At 64.3% G+C, this 14,948-nt stretch carries 15 protein-coding genes; 7 read left to right on the top strand and 8 right to left on the bottom strand.

What is annotated here, in order from left to right:
- Together MJD61_10290 and MJD61_10285 are read right to left on the bottom strand one after the other, a co-directional pair.
- Nucleotides 1-557, bottom strand: a 557-nt coding sequence (locus MJD61_10290; protein ID MCG8555659.1) for an efflux RND transporter permease subunit, incomplete at its 3' end; no start/stop codon positions are given.
- A complete protein-coding gene (locus tag MJD61_10285) occupies nt 554-1,720 on the bottom strand; it encodes an efflux RND transporter periplasmic adaptor subunit (protein MCG8555658.1) in 1,167 nt (388 codons plus the stop codon). The genes MJD61_10290 and MJD61_10285, both read right to left, overlap by 4 nt.
- Before the next feature lie 517 nt (nt 1,721-2,237).
- On the opposite strand from MJD61_10285, the gene MJD61_10280 reads away from it, so the two are divergent.
- Nucleotides 2,238-2,597 (top strand): divalent-cation tolerance protein CutA, encoded by a 360-nt coding sequence (locus MJD61_10280; GenBank protein ID MCG8555657.1) that lies wholly within the window; start codon nt 2,238-2,240, stop codon nt 2,595-2,597.
- A gap of 225 nt (nt 2,598-2,822) precedes the next feature.
- On the opposite strand, the gene MJD61_10275 is transcribed toward MJD61_10280, so the two are convergent.
- Entirely contained in the window at nt 2,823-3,800 is a 978-nt protein-coding gene (locus MJD61_10275) for an endonuclease/exonuclease/phosphatase family protein (GenBank protein MCG8555656.1), read from the bottom strand.
- A gap of 169 nt (nt 3,801-3,969) precedes the next feature.
- Here MJD61_10275 and MJD61_10270 point away from each other — a divergent pair, with 169 nt between their 5' ends.
- Together MJD61_10270 and MJD61_10265 are read left to right on the top strand one after the other, a co-directional pair.
- A complete protein-coding gene (locus tag MJD61_10270; protein MCG8555655.1) occupies nt 3,970-5,067 on the top strand; it encodes an AAA family ATPase in 1,098 nt (365 codons plus the stop codon).
- 14 nt (nt 5,068-5,081) lie between these two features.
- Nucleotides 5,082-5,384, top strand: a complete 303-nt coding sequence (locus tag MJD61_10265; protein ID MCG8555654.1) for a hypothetical protein — start codon at nt 5,082-5,084, stop codon at nt 5,382-5,384.
- A gap of 14 nt (nt 5,385-5,398) precedes the next feature.
- Here MJD61_10265 and MJD61_10260 read toward each other — a convergent pair whose 3' ends face one another.
- Entirely contained in the window at nt 5,399-5,941 is a 543-nt protein-coding gene (locus tag MJD61_10260) for a methylated-DNA--[protein]-cysteine S-methyltransferase (protein MCG8555653.1), read from the bottom strand.
- A 354-nt stretch (nt 5,942-6,295) separates the two neighbouring features.
- Between MJD61_10260 and MJD61_10255 the strand changes: the two genes are divergently transcribed.
- The gene (locus MJD61_10255; GenBank protein MCG8555652.1) at nt 6,296-7,537 is read left to right on the top strand and encodes a glycosyltransferase; all 1,242 of its coding nucleotides are present in this window, start codon (nt 6,296-6,298) and stop codon (nt 7,535-7,537) included.
- A gap of 817 nt (nt 7,538-8,354) precedes the next feature.
- The gene (locus MJD61_10250) at nt 8,355-9,002 is read left to right on the top strand and encodes a hypothetical protein (protein MCG8555651.1); all 648 of its coding nucleotides are present in this window, start codon (nt 8,355-8,357) and stop codon (nt 9,000-9,002) included.
- A gap of 43 nt (nt 9,003-9,045) precedes the next feature.
- Here MJD61_10250 and MJD61_10245 read toward each other — a convergent pair whose 3' ends face one another.
- Nucleotides 9,046-10,470, bottom strand: a complete 1,425-nt coding sequence (locus MJD61_10245) for a sigma-54 dependent transcriptional regulator (protein ID MCG8555650.1) — start codon at nt 10,468-10,470, stop codon at nt 9,046-9,048.
- 308 nt (nt 10,471-10,778) lie between these two features.
- Nucleotides 10,779-12,074, bottom strand: coding sequence for an HD domain-containing protein (locus MJD61_10240; GenBank protein ID MCG8555649.1), 1,296 nt, complete (start codon nt 12,072-12,074; stop codon nt 10,779-10,781).
- A gap of 54 nt (nt 12,075-12,128) precedes the next feature.
- Here MJD61_10240 and MJD61_10235 point away from each other — a divergent pair, with 54 nt between their 5' ends.
- Entirely contained in the window at nt 12,129-12,653 is a 525-nt protein-coding gene (locus tag MJD61_10235; GenBank protein MCG8555648.1) for a PARP-type zinc finger-containing protein, read from the top strand.
- Nucleotides 12,654-12,948: 295 nt separating this feature from the next.
- Entirely contained in the window at nt 12,949-13,134 is a 186-nt protein-coding gene (locus MJD61_10230; GenBank protein ID MCG8555647.1) for a hypothetical protein, read from the top strand.
- A 157-nt stretch (nt 13,135-13,291) separates the two neighbouring features.
- Here the strand turns inward: MJD61_10230 and MJD61_10225 are convergent, their stop codons facing one another.
- Entirely contained in the window at nt 13,292-13,588 is a 297-nt protein-coding gene (locus MJD61_10225; GenBank protein MCG8555646.1) for a hypothetical protein, read from the bottom strand.
- An 8-nt stretch (nt 13,589-13,596) separates the two neighbouring features.
- Nucleotides 13,597-14,661 (bottom strand): IS630 family transposase, encoded by a 1,065-nt coding sequence (locus tag MJD61_10220; GenBank protein ID MCG8555645.1) that lies wholly within the window; start codon nt 14,659-14,661, stop codon nt 13,597-13,599.
- Nucleotides 14,662-14,948: the final 287 nt, after the last annotated feature.

Below are 14,948 nucleotides of genomic sequence, written 5' to 3'. Positions count from 1 at the left end.
CCTCGCACGCGCACCGCGGCAACCCCCTTGACCGGCTCGAGCGCTCGCCTGACCTGCAGCTCACCGATGCGCCTGAGACGCCGCAGCTCCGGCTCCCCGGTCGCGTCACTGCGCGCGCTCGATAGGCTGAGCTCCATTACCGGGTCGAGGCTGGGGTCGAAGCGCAGGATGAGGGGCCGCTCTGCGTCCTCGGGAAGCCGTAGCAGGTCGATCTTCTCGAGGGCGTCCTGAACCGCCTCCGACATCTCGACGTCCCACGCAAACTCGAGAACCACGTCCGAGACACCCGCCCGACTGATGCTGCTGATCCGCTGCAGTCCGCCGATCACCCCGAGCGCCTCCTCCAGGGGGCGGCTCAAGTCCTTTTCCACCTCTTCGGGCGCCGCACCAGGATAGCGTGTGCGGACGGTCATCGTGGGGTAGCTCAGCTCCGGCATGAGGCTGCGGGGCAAGCGCTCGTACGAGAAGTAGCCGAAGACCACGGCAGCCACGAAGACCATGAGAACGGCCACGGGCCGCGAAATCGCAAAGCTGCTCACGCGCTGCCCAGCCGTCATCGCACGGCGTTCTCGGCATCCACGCGAACCGCGGCTTGAGCTTTGCCCGAGCCGTCCTCGGCCACGATCTTGACCAGCGAACCGTGCTTCAAGCCGGCCTGGCCAGCGACCACCACGCGGTCGCCGCGAGCAAAACCGCGCCCGGGTTCCACGAACTCCTGGTTCTCGAGCCGGGGCTCGACCCGCAGGCGTTTCACCCGCAAGGCGTCCCCGAGCTTGAAGGCATAGGCCAAGTCGTTATCGTACACGAGCGCGCGCTTCGGTAGCAGCAAGGCCTGCTCGTGCACCGCCGTGACCAGCTCGACCTCCGCGAACATGCCGGGGCGCAGCGCGTCGTTTCGCGGGATGGCGACCGTGGCTTTCACGGTACCGGTGCGCGGATCGACCACGGGTGCGATCCGCACGATGGCCCCACGATGGCTTCCGGGCAGAGCCTCGGCCCGGATGCGAGCAGCTAGCCCAGGCCTGACACGAGACAGCTGCTTCTCGGGTACAAAGACCCGTGCCACGATCGAGTCGAAATCGACCACATCGAAGGCGTGCTGCCCCACCGACAGGGTGTCGCCAAGCTTCACCAGCCTCTGTGTGACCACACCTGCGATCGGGGCACGCAGCACGGTGTAGCGCAGGTCGCGCTCGGCATCCTTCTTGAGCAGGGTGAGCCGCTTCAGATCGTAGTCTGCCTGGTCGAAGGCCTGATCGCTGACGGCGCCTTCGGCATGAAGGGAGCGGAGGTTGCCGTATTGGCGGCGCGCCAGCGCCAACTCCGCGCGCGTTCTTGCCAGGCGACTGGTCTGTTCGTCGTTCTGGAGCCGCAGCAGCACTTGATCGCGCTCGACCTCTGCTCCCTCCTCGACCTCGATCTGGGTCACCTGACCACCCGCTCGCGCCAGCACCCTGACCGATTTCTCCGCTTCCAGGTTGCTGGAAAAGCGCAGCACCGCCTCGATCCGACCGAGCTCGAGCGCCGCCAGCTGCACCGGTACGGCCTGCTCGCTCTGCTTGCGCCTCTGGTCGGAAGCCGCATCCTTGCCTCGCCCACCACAGCCTCCGAGGACGCTCAATCCCAGCGCAAGCGCAGCGATGCCCACAGCACGCCCAATCTGGCTAACGTGGTCCCGCCCGCATATGCCGGCGAGGCAACCTTCGGATCCGTCAAGCATGGCTCCTTAGACGCATGGGTCGTACCAAGCTCTGCCCGAGGCAGCAGACACCGGTTCGTGCCTGCCCTGTGTGAAGACTGCGGCCAGGCGGCCTACACCTTGGACCACGCTTGGACCTCGATCAACCGACAGGATCCGCCAAGACTTGGCCAATCTGACGACGTGGGCTTTTTCGGACCCTGCTCGCTCCTTGTGAGCAGCGCCGGCTGAACTCATCTGACCCAAATCTCGTCAGGGAGTCCACGGCCCCGAGCGGATCCCAAAGCCCGCGCGGCTCGGCGCCCGCTGCCCGCGCGGAATCGTCCGCGACCGGCGTGGAACGCTCGATGACACTGCGTGGCGCTGCACAGGCAACCAGACTCCCAAGAAGAAGGGCCGGGACTATGACAGCCCGGGTGATACGCGAGGATTCGATCATGGTGGCTCCGCAGGGCGCGAATGACGGCGCCCTTCCGGAGACCCGAATCGAGATGGCGGGCCGTTGCATTCCGCCGGCGGGCCTGATAGCTCCAGTGATATGCCGGAATCGACGGTAGCGCCGCGGGTCACGTCCGAGCAAGGGGGGCATCGCCTGGTGTACGTCACAGCTCCGAACCGGGACACTGCTTTGGCGCTCGGACGCAGTCTGGTGCAGCAGCGCCTTGCGGCGTGCGCCAACGTACTCGAACCGATGACGTCCATCTACTGGTGGCACGGGCAGCTTGAAGAAGATACGGAGGCGGTCCTCATCGCGAAGACGCCCGCGGAGCGGGTCGCAGCACTGATAGAGCACCTCGAGGCGGCGCACCCGTACGAGTGCCCGTGCATCGTTGCACTTCCTATTATGCAAGGGTTCGCACCTTACCTGCGCTGGCTGGAGGCCGAAACGTCCTGCTGAACAGCCGGCCCCCGATCGCCTAAGCACCGGGGCTCACCATGCGACCCGTTCGATCGCTTGCGAGTCTTACGGACATGTCGGTTGGCTTCGGCAAAACCGAGCAGCTGCATTCGGTCTTACGGCGCTCCGATGCAGAGGCCGAGGTCCGATTGCGGAGGCGGTGCCGATCGGCTTGAACGCGTCAGCAAAGCGCTCGCTCGCGCCCCCCGATCCCACGGGCCGACCCTATGGTGGCACGTCCAACAGCACCGAGATGGGGCAGTGATCCGACAGCTGCATTTCGTTGGGAGCATGAGCGGCGTCGTAAACGAGCTGCGCGAACGAATCGCGCACGGCCCAGCCTGCGACCTGCCTGCCCAGCACGATGTGGTCTATGAAGTCAGGGTACCTGCCGTCCCAGCACCGCGAGGCAGCACCGTCGGTGGGGCTCGACAGCTCTGCGTTCGGAGGCTGGGCATCGTCGATTTCCCGCCAAAAGGGGTCAGGGAACGCGAACATGCGGCGATTGAAGTCCCCGAGCACCCCAAACGGCGTGCCTTCGCGAGCGCGCTCATCGATCCAGCGCTCCAGGATGGGCAGCTGTCGAGCCAGCTTCTTGCAGCTGGTGCTCTGGGCCGTCAGCGGTCCGTCGAAACAGCCGGACTTCAGGTGGACGCTCAGCAGGCGAAGCTCCCTTCCAGCGTGTTGCAGGGTGAGATCCGCACCGCGCCGGAGCCCCCCGATGTCGAGGGCGCGGTAGTCCGGATTCGGCATCGCCTGGAGCGTGCGTTTGTAAGCAAACCCCGTTCGCTGCTCGCCGATTCGAGCCGAGAAGTGAAAGGCGTATAGGTCCGGGTCGAAGACACGCCGTGCGGCTTGCTCTCCATCCACTTCCTGCAGCGCGATTACGTCCGCTTGGAGCCTGTCGGCGTAGCCCCTCAGCCTTGCGTAGTCGCGCCGCTCGCGCGGAATCTGCCCCTGGCCCTCGAGCCTGTGCAGCCAGGCGATGTTCCAAGTGGCAAGCTTGAGCCGCCCTGCACTGCGGACCGCGCCGTCGATCCTTGGCCCAGGTAAGGGTGACACAGGGCCGGGCAGCGGCCGATTTGCGGGCGTCCTAGAGGGGGCATGCCCTTTGCCGTCCCCCTCGCTGCAGCCCGCCACGAAACTGACCGCCAACAAGAGCGCGAGGCATCGACCCGTCGAGAGCTGCCGGCACCAGACCATGGAGCCAGGGTCGCATACTGCCCCGCGTGCGCGATAGCTGTGGAAAGGGCCGATCCATTTTTTTGCCAACGCAGCAAACCAGGCGTAATCAGGAAAGGCACATCACTAAGTGCTTGATAAGGGCCCGCGCAAAGGATGGGCCCTAACCAGCGGCTTGGAGTCAGAGACCATGCAACTGCCCGGCGCCACATGCAGTACTTGCAGCAGCAGCTTTCGCATCATGTTCCGCTATCAGGTGCGCGAGAGTGGCGGCTCGTTCCATTACTACTGCTCCCAACGCTGCCTCCAATCGGCCCTCGGCTCCGAGCGCGAAAGCACCTGCAGTATCTGCGGCCGACATTTCGAGCTCGAGTACCCGTACCAGGTGGCAGTAGCAGACGGAGCAACGCGTTACTACTGCGGCAGCGCTTGCCTCACCACGGGTCGTGCAGCGCCCGGACGGCGCGAAACGCGGCCGACGCCCAAGCGCATCGCTGTGTTCAACCACAAGGGAGGGACGGGCAAGACTACCACCGCGGTCAATGTAGCCGCGGCCCTGGCAGAGCGAGGGCAGCGCGTGTTGCTCATCGACGCCGACGGACAAGGCAACGTCGGGGCCTCGTTGGGCATTCGAGGCGAGCGCACCCTGTATCACACGCTCGTCGTAGGCACGCCCGCGTCGCAAGCCGTTGTGCCCGTGCGTCCCAACCTGGACGTGCTGACATCGAACGAGCTGCTTGCGGCAGCCGAGCTCTTTCTTGCCACCAGGCCGAACCGCGACCGTGTGATGAGAGAGCAGCTCGCCGGAGCTTGTGCCAGCTACGACCGCGTAGTGATCGACTGTGCTCCCGCGCTTTCACTCATGAACCAAAACGTCTTGGTCCTGGCCGACAGCGTGGTCATCCCCGTCGCCTGCGAGTACCTGAGCCTGGTAGGCGTGCGGCAGGTGCTCGGAACCCTGAAGCAGGTTCGCCGGCTTCTCGGACACCGTGTGGAGCTGCTGGGCGTCATTCCAACCTTCTACGACGTGCGCAACCGGATGTGCCGCGAGGCGCTCAAGACGCTCCAGGACAATTTTGCGGAGCGCTGTTTCGCAGCCGTCCGGATCAACACCCGGCTCAAGGAAGCGCCGAGCGCCAAGCAGACCATCTTCGAATACGCGCCCACCAGCCACGGAGCGGCCGACTACCTGCGCCTGGCCGCGCGCATCGAGCAGCTTACCCTGACGCCGGAGCAACCGCGTTCCAGCCACCCAGTCGGGCCAGCACCCGTGCAGCAGGCCCTCTAGAAGGGAGAGGTACGATGAAGCAAAGCGCGCGCGCAGCGATGAACGATATCTTGGATGGCGATGAAGTGGGGCAGGTTCTACGTGACCGCTTCTACGTGCCGCCAGCGGCTGCTGAAAAAGACCCAAAACGCAATCAGCGCCCTGCGGCCGACCACTATCAAGTCATCTGCATCTCGCTCTACCGTGAAGACCTGGAGCGGCTCGACGCCAAGGTGGCTGAGCTCAAGCGCTCGGGTTTCCGCAAGATGAGCCGCAGCGCCTTCATCCGCTTCGCTCTCGATACCGCCGACGACACCAAGCTACCCAAGGGGTACTGAGGCTAGCCCTAGATCTAAAGCAGCTGCAGCTGGCCTGGTCGCACGCGCTCCTGCACTACGCGCACACCTTCGAGCTCGAGCAAGCGACGCTTCCGATCGAGACCGGCCGAATAGCCACCGAGGCAGAAGCCCGCGGCGACGACCCGGTGGCATGGAACGACGATGGGCAGTGGATTGGCTGCGTTGGCAGCGCCTACGGCTCGCGTGGCACGAGGTGATCCGATCCTGCTGGCTACCGCCGCGTACGTGCGCACCTGCCCGCGCCGGATGCGTCGCAGCTCATGCCACACCTGCAGCTGAAAGGCGGTGCCGCGCAGATCCACGGGCAAACTGGTGGGGTCGACTTCCTCACCGGCGAAGTAGCTGTGCAAGGGCTCGCTGAACCCCGATGGTACGGGCTCGGGCGGCAGCAATTGCGCTGGAGTTTCTTGCACGGACCACCACAGCCGACACAGGCCGCTGCTGGTCCAAGCAATCACCAGCCTGCCGAAGCGCTCAGCATCCAGGAACCCGGCACGAATCCGAGGACCCTCCCGAGACCGTGAGCCCTCTTTCATCCCAGCACCCTTAGGGCCCGTCCGAGAATAACTCGATCGGCTGCGGCCGTGCAGGGCGGCGCGCTCGCGGCTTTCGTCCTCGCAAAAACCCTCGCAATAGCGCTGCTATTGGCAATCCTGCGGACTCTGTCGATTCCAACCGCATGCTCCGGGCGCGCCGGCGATCGCATCCACCCTGCACGGCCGGTCTCGACCAGTTATCCTGGGATGGGCCCTTTGGGCCGACCGAACAGGCACGCAAGTATGCCACAAGCCGGTGGCGACATCGAGTTTGCTTTGGCTGGGGGTTAGGTGCCATAGTCGCTGGCTCCTCACTCCGAGCGATGCGCTGCACTGATTCCTGGACGGGACCCCATGTTGACCGCGCTTAGCTGGTGCCTGCTGGCATGCACCGTCGTGGCGGCAACCATTTACTGCGCCGGAGTGTGGGCCACCTGGCGTCACTTCGGCCGACCGAGGCGCTTCGCACAGGCACGGCTGCCGCCGATCACGCTGCTCAAACCGATCAAGGGGATCGAAGACGAACTGGCCGATAACCTGCGCTCGTTCTTCGAGCAGGATTATCCACCCGGCTTTGAGATCGTATTCTCCAGCACCGATCCTGCCGATCCCGGCATCGCCATCGCGCGAGCCATCGCCGAAGGCTATCCTGAGGTGGCTTGCAAGTTCGTGGTTTCGGATCGCCACACCGGCGCCAACCCCAAGGTCGCGAATCTTCAAGGGGCGCTGCGGACGGCGAGGCACGATCTCGTGGTGCAGTCCGACGCCAATGTGCGGATCGAGCCGGGCATGCTGCGCAAGCTGGTCAGCGAATACCTGACGCGAAGGGCATCGCTGCTAACCGGCGTGGTGGTCGGAGTGGGTGAGCGCTCGGTGGGTGCGGCGCTGGAAAACCTCCAGCTCAGCGCCTTCACGGGGCCGGCGACCTGCTTGGCGTCGGCAGCCGCCGGCATCACCTGCGTCATCGGCAAGTGCCTCGCTTTCCGCCGCTCCGAGCTTGATTCCCTCGGAGGTCTTGCCGTGGTGGGAGACGTCCTTGCCGAGGACTACGTACTGGGAGAGCTGTACCGAAAGAACGGCAAGAACGTCGTGCTCTCCAGAGTTCGAGCCAACAACGTCAATGCGGACACGAGCGTTGCGCGATTCCTGGAACGCCACGCACGTTGGCTCAAGATGCGGGCAGTGGTATCCGCGCCCGGCTATGTTGCTGACCTCATGGCCAATCCGACCGTATTCGCCTTGGCTGCCTGGGTTAGTGCCGGAGCGCCGTACGCGCTCGCCGGATGGGTGGCGTGGCTAGGGCTTACCAAGGCACTGTGCGATGGCTGGCTCGTACGCCTGACCCGGGGAGCGCCCATGCGCGTCGGCTACCTCTGGCTCGCGCCGGTCCGGGATCTGCTGCTGGCGTTCCTGTGGCTGTATTGTCTCTTTTCGCGCCGCATCTGTTGGCGAGGCTCCCATTTCCGACTCGGACCCGGTAGCGTTCTGCTGCCTGTCGTGCCAGCGGGCGCCTGCCGATCGGTGAACCTGCCGCAGCGGACACGAGAACGAGCCGTCTGCCCCGCCTCACCTGCCCCGAGCCATCCGGCCGAGTAGCACGGCACGCGCAACAACGCCCCGGTTTCTCGCCCCGCCTTGACCAGCACTTGATCAGCAGGACGGCGCGTCATGCCAAGGACTCCGTAGATGGCGCCGCAGTCGTCGGACTCACGCAGCACTTGATCAGCAGGACGGCGCGTCATGCCAAGGGGCCGCGCCAGAGCCGATTCCAACCGCAGAAACACAAGTAGCCTGCGAAAGCCGGCGAAGTAATTCCTGCGGGCTCGCTTGCCCCGGAAGACCGCCCGTAAACCCGACTTGCGGGGGGCTGAACGGTTACGCGTTTTGAAAAGGAGCCGCGCCCCCGCACAGGGGGGGCAGCGCACGGGAGCGCGACTCGTTTTGGAGTATAAGCAACTGACGTGCCCTGGCCAGAGTTTTTTACCCTTTGGGCCCATAGTGTTTGGTTAAGTACTTGTATTCAAACACTTTATTTTTGTGATCCGGCGCCGAACGACAGAGGTATTTCACCCAGTATCGATCTTGGCTCGAGCAAGGCGACAATGCACAAGTGCGGTTTTTCGTAGTCACTAGGAAATCCAGGTTTTCAGTGATGCGATGTTGGACCAGACCGAACCTCTGTTCCAGGACACCTTCCTTGTCGATGCCGCGCTGCGCTCGGTCGTGCCCGCGGCCTACCCTGAAGAAAACCCGGATCGGACTTCCCGAGCACTGGTGCCGCTTGCCAGGGATTGTGATCGGTTGGCGGCGAGGGCTGGCGGTCGCTGGCGAGGCGTACCGACGACGACTGCGGTTCACGGTACCAGTCGTTGCGGGGTGCAGCCTAGGTTGCCCTTGCCGTATGCTCTCCATTGTGAATAGGTCATCGTTTCGTGCCGGCCGTCTTTTCGCGCTGTCCTTGGCGACACTGGCGCTGCTAGGCTGCGGCGCAGCGCCAAGGCCGGTACCTGCTAGGCATGGCGATCCGCACGCTGCGCCCTCGCTCGACGTGCTGCCTAGCGCCCCCGGCGATCGCGCTGTGTTCAGCGAGCACGCACGGCAGGGCTTGGTGATGGCCCGGGGCGTGCTGAAGATGACGATTCCCGCACCGCCGGCCGATAGGTCATTCGCGACACTGCAGCAGTGGATCGACACCGCGGTCGTGGACTGGGTTAGCCGACGTAAGGAAGCGATCGATGCCTTGCGGTACCACTTGCTGCAGTCGTCCAAGGCGACGCGCAGCGAGCAGATCGTGGGTCATGCGGTCGTGGGCTTGCTTCAGGAGGATCTGGCCTTGGCACTGCAGGCCTTGCCGTCCCCAGCCGAGCTCGACAGCGAGCCCGAGATTGCCCAGATGTACGCCGAGATCATCCGATTCCAGGCCAGGCCTTTCCTCAGTGCCGCCCTGGTGGAGTTCCGCAGCTGTGCCAATCTGTCCGTTCAGGCATACCCGCGTGTCATGAACTGGGCCCGATTCTGCGATACGCGTTTCAAGCGCCTCAGGAGTGCCATCCAGAGCTAGCCAGCCCTCGACGCCAGTCGATCACAATCCCTGGCAAGCGGTACTAGTCTATCCCGAGTCGCTTCATCTTCCGCCACAGCGTCGTCGGGCTGAGCCCGAGCAGCTTGGCAGCCTGCTCACGGCTGCCGTTGACCTCACCTAGCGCGTACTCGATGTGCCGGCGTTCCGCCTCATCGCGCACTTGCTTCAGCGACATGTTGGCGCGACCCGATTCGGGGGACGGCGGCTTTGGAGCGTCGAGCCGCGCTGCCTCGGGCTGCGGGGCCTCCGAACCGGCTGGTTCTGGAGGGTATGACCCAAGCTCAGGTGGCAGGATATCGACCAGCCGTACGGTCTCGTTCTCCGCGAGCGCCACGCCCTGCTCGATCATGTTCTCAAGCTCGCGAACGTTGCCTGGATACCGATAGCTGCTGAGGTACTCAAGCACCTCGGGAGCGAGGCGGATCTGCCCTCTGGCGTGCGCCTTCCGATTGAAGTTATCCACGAAGTACTGCGCGAGCAGCAGGATGTCCTCCGGTCTTTCGCGCAGGGGGGGGAGCACGAAACGCGCGACATTGAGACGATAGTACAGGTCCTGGCGAAAGCGCTTCTCCTGAATCGCTAGCTGCAGGTCTTGGTTCGTCGCAGCAATCACACGGACATCGACGGTGTAGGCCTTGCTGTCCCCAAGGCGGCGTATCTCACCCTCTTGAATCGCTCGTAACAGCTTCGCCTGAAAGGACGGCGGTGTCTCCGCTATTTCGTCGAAGAAGAAGGTGCCACCGTTTGCCTCCTCGAACAGACCCTTACGCGTGCTGACTGCGCCGGTGAAAGCCCCTCTTACGTGGCCAAACAGCTCGCTTTCCAGCAGGGTCTCGCTGATGGCCGCACAGTTCACCGAGATAAAGGGGCGATCTGCGCGTTGGGAGTAAGTGTGAACCGCTCGAGCAACCAGTTCCTTGCCCGTGCCACTCTCTCCGGTGATTAGCACCGTGGTGTCGGTGGCCGCGATCCGCCGGATCCGCTGCAGGACATCCCGAATGGGTTGCGACGAACCGATGATGCTCTCGATACCGTATCGCTCGCGGTTCTGACGGCGGAACTGGGCCAGCTCACGCCTAACACGGCTGCTGTCGAGTGCTTTGTCCACCTTCACGACCAGTTCTGCGGGCGGAGTGCTCGATTTGTCGATGTAGTCGTAGGCGCCGCTCCGCACGGCCTCGACCGCTGTTGGAAGGGATGCATGCCCCGTGACCACGAACACCTCCGTCCAGGGAGATACTTCCTTGACGTGCTGCAACACAGCCATCCCGTCCACGGGACGCATCTTGAGGTCGGTCAAGACCACATCGAAGGCTCCCCCTTGAATATGATCACGTGCCTGCTCGCCGCTGGTGGCCTGTTCCACCTCGTGGCCCTCGGCGGCGAGCACGGCGGCAAGGGAGCCGCGGACGCCTGGCTCATCATCAACTACGAGGATCTTTGCCATGAGCTCTGTACAACCTTGACGTCAGCCGAACTCCCGGCGCCGGAGGCCCTCCCCGCTATGGCTGTTGCTGTAAGCACCACACAAACACTGCGTGGATGAAACGCCCAGCTCCAGCGCTCGGGCATCGGCGCGACCATCCGGCCGGGCCCATGCCGCGCGCGACGGGTGACGGCGCAGTCATCCTCAGCACCGCAACGCGCTTTGCCACTGTCTCGCGGGACAATCCCCTTGCCGGCTCCCACATGGAGCCCGACTGCCGGCGTCACGACAGTTGGCTGCATAACCCGCCGACCCACTCCCAGGCAAGTCTATGACGACTCGACAAGCAACTTGAGCTCGCTGCGGAGCTCTGCCGGGACGATCAACAAGGGTCGCACGATGGGCTTGTTGCGCAGCTCCCCAAGAAGAAAAGAAGCCTGTCCCAGTCGCTGCACGCGTCCGCCGGCCTGTGCAACCCACAATCCGGCTGAGGAGCGATCGTCCGGTTCCAGATAGGGCACGTCGCTGGCCACGTGCAACCACACCGTGAGCTCCGGATCGAACCCGCGCTCTTGGGCCAACGAACGAGCCGAAACCAGCGCCTCACGCCAAAGCTTGTCGTCTTCGGGCAAGTCCAGGGTCTTGGGCAAGCGACGCTCGGCCAACCTGGCAGTGAGGTCGGCAAGCACCGGATCGGATCCTCGCCGCCAGGAGCGAAAACAGGCCAGCAGCTGCACATCGTCGAGATCGAGGTAATCGCCCAGCGAAGCCTTCTCGCCAAGAGCCGCGGCCTTGACCGCAGGGGGAACTTGCAGCCGGCACTCGCCAGCACGAACGAGCCCGGCGGCTCGTTTGAGGATCGCCCGAATGAGCGTTTCCGCCGCTCGGGTGGACTTGTGATGGTAGACCTGCTGATACATGAACTGACGAGCGAGGAAGAACTCCTCGATCGCCGACAAGCCCTTGCGACCATCGATCGCGATGACCCACGTACCTTCCACCCCGGCACGCGCGAAGCAAAAACCGTGCAGCAGCCAGTCCAGGTCGTACAGGCCGTAGCGCACCCCCGTCATGTGACTGTCACGCAACAGATAGTCACAGCGATCGACGTCCAGCGTACCGCTGACCGCACGCGCCAAATACCCCGACCGATGGTGGCCCCCAAGCAGGCCCGTGACGCGTTCGGGCATACCAGGATCCAAGCCGCGCAGCGCGCGATGAACCTGCGTTCCCGAATCCGAGATGATTTCGTGCGTCCAAGCCTCATGGCTGCGTGCTTCGGGAACCACATCCTCGAACAGATGCGAGAACGGTCCGTGCCCGAGATCATGCAGCAGCGCCGCGGCCAGCGCGTCGCGCTCCGCTTCCCGATCCGGCCGCTCTGGGGCAGGTAGTTGGCTGCCGAGCGCGCGCAGCCGAGCCAGCAGCCGCAACATCACGTGGGCGGCACCGAGCGCGTGGGCGAACCGGGTATGCTCGGCTCCCGGAAACACGAGCGAGGTCAGCCCCAGCTGTCGGATGTGCCTTAGGCGCTGTACTTCGCGGCTCTGCAACAGGGCCGTCACCACGCGCTCTGCGTCCCCCTCGAAGGCGAGCAACCCGTGCACCGGATCCCGCAGTATCATGGCGGCATGCTAACCCGACACGACAGCGGACTCGAGGGGCGATGAGGTCGTGCCATGAATCATTCGCTTGAGCCCGCCAAGAGCGGAAGAGCAACCTGCCGTGGCTGCGGAGAACGCATCGCCAAGGGGTCGCTGCGCTTCGGCGAGCGTCTGCCAAACCCCTACGACGAAGGCGAGACCGAGCAGACATTGTGGTTTCACCCGGTCTGCGGCGCGTCCAAGAGACCCGAGTCGTTCCTGCAAGCGCTCGATGACCACACGCAGCCGCTCGACGACCTGGCGAGGCTACGGCGGCTCGCCCTGCAAGGACTCGAGCACCGGCGCCTGCCGCGTCTGGTACGGCTGGAACCTGCCGCCACTGGGCGCGCACGCTGCCGCCAGTGCCGAGAGCCCATCCCAAAGGGACATTGGCGGATCGCGCTCGACTTCTTCGAGGACGGTCGCTTCAGCCCCGCGGGCTTCATCCATGTCCAGTGCGCCGGCGCATACTTCGGCACGACCGACATCGGCGAGCGTCTCGCCGCATCCCGCGTCGCTCTGTCCGACGATGACCTGTCGCAGCTGCTTCAAGGGGGCTAGTGTCCTGTATCCGAAATCCCGCACATAATTCGCCGGCCCTTGACACCGCTCGCGCCATCGATCGCCGTTTGGCTATCTCCTGGAAATAGCGCTGCACTGCATCGAAATTGAACCGCAGCCTGCGTCGATTCGATGACCCGAGCGTCGCCAATTGCTCGCCGACTTATGTACGTAATCACGGATGCAGGACACTAGTACAACGGATCATAAGTTCGGTCCGGGTTGAGTCCTCCTCTAAACCCAGGGCCTAGGGCCGTGCGACCCGAAAAGCTTCGAGCGGTCCCTGCTGCTTTTCATGCCCCTGCCCTTGCCCTTGCCCTTGCCTCGGATGGCGCGACGCTCCGCGAACGAGGTGGCCGCCTGGCTCGACATCATCGGGCGGCGTCGAGAGGTTCAAGACAACGTGATTGTCGAGGCGCTCGCTGAAGTCGAACAGGTCGTCTCGATATTGGTCAAGCCTATCAAGACGAGCGAACGATGAAAGTTTGGGCAAGGGCAAGGGCATGGCAACGGCCGGCCCCGGAGGGGCCTTCCTCACGAACCAGGCCCCTTCGAGCGGCCTTGCTGAACCCACGCCCTCTGGGCGTGGAGCGTCAGTGGAGTTGGGAGCAACTGGCGGACGCGACGTCCGCGGCCTCTCAGGCGATTGGCGTGAGGGTCCAGGGAAACTGTTGGACGAGCGCTTGGAGGACCTCAGTGCGCGGCGCCCGGAGCCCGGTCTTATCCCAGCGGCCAGTGTGAGTGGGCATCTCGAGCGTCCACCACTGTCGAGTCACCTTGCGCAACCGAGCGTGCGCAACGGGGTCGTGCTCGGGTCCCGAGACAAGAGTCAGGGTGTCGCCGCGCTTGCGAATCCGCAGGTGCTCGAGCCCGTGCTGGCGCAGGAACGCCTCGGTCCCCTCTACGTCGATCTGGTCCGCTGGGTGCTTGGCCATGTCGGTGCCTATGCGGCTTTAGGCAGGGCACGCGTATGCGTGAACTTGCCGGTGAAGGTCCAGCGGAACGGGTGAGCCTCGCTCCGGTTCCAGTGACGGAGGAACGCAAGCACCTCGAGCGCCAGCTGCCCGGTGCTGAAGAAGCTGCCATAGCGCAGCACGCGGCGATGCAGGATGGAGAACCAGACCTCGATTTGGTTCATCCACGATGCGTGTTTCGGCGTGTAGACGAAATGGAAGCGGCCCCCATGCCGCCGGTTGAACTGCGTCCACCGCTTTGATTTGCCGTCGTAGTGCGTGTTGAGGTTGTCCCAGACGATGTATACCTCGCCCTGGGGGTAGGCGCGCGCCAGTTGCTCCATGAACTCGACGGTGGCCTCGGCCGTTCGCTCGGGCACGACCCGGCCGAGCACCTGCCCGTCGCGGATGTCGAAAGCGGCGAGCAGGCACGCGGTGCCATTGCGGATGTACTCGAACTCGCGACGCACGACGCCGCCCCGACCCACACCTGTAGCGTGCTTACGCTCCAGCGCCTGCATCGGCTTTTCGTCCACGCACACCACCTGAGGGTAGGCCGCAGGCTCTAGGTACAGCTCGCAGACACCAGCCACTTTCACATCAAAATCGGGGTCAGGGCTGTGCAGCCATTGCCGCACGCGGTGCGGGCGCAAACCCTGGGAGCTGAGGATCCGCTGCACGGTGCTGCGGCTGATCGCGCAGCCCGTCTGCCTCTGGGTCGCATCGGCCAGAGCCTGCAGCGTCCACACGTCACGGAACGCAGAGTACAGCTTGTCCGGCCTGTCGCATGCAAGCTGCACCACCGCACAGCGCACCTCAAGCGCAATCCGAGCCGGCCGGCCCGGGCGGTCCGCTTCCAACAGGCTCTCAACACATGGCGATTGCTCCCAGCGCCTGCGCCACTTGCACACGTTGCGCGCACTGCATCCGACCCGCCGGGCTACCTCCGTCAGCCCCTGTCCGCGTGCAAGCCCATCGATGATTCTCGCGCGCCGCACCAGCCCGGCCGGCCCTGTTCGACGCCAGATCAACTCCTTGAGGCGCTGGCGCTCCACACGCCGCACCTCCAACTTACGTGCTGCGGGGCCAGGTGTCACAAGGATTAGATCGCACCGAGGCCTCGCTTATTCAACTCGGATCGATTTTCCGGGTCGCGGTACTAGTTATGGCAACCGAACCGGATCTCAAACCGTCAGAAGTTGCCTTCACCTTGATAATGCCCTTCTCCGTACCGGATCGAAGGACAAGCAGCGCACGACCTTCCAGGACCCTACACTTATTCCCGTGAAACGGATAACCAACAGGTGCGTAAGGACTGCTCGATCCAACACCCGCAATTGTG

This window comes from Pseudomonadota bacterium (assembly GCA_022361155.1).
In the GTDB taxonomy this organism is placed as follows: Bacteria; Myxococcota_A; Polyangia; order Polyangiales; family JAKSBK01; genus JAKSBK01.
This window is presented reverse-complemented; position numbering and strand designations above follow the sequence as displayed.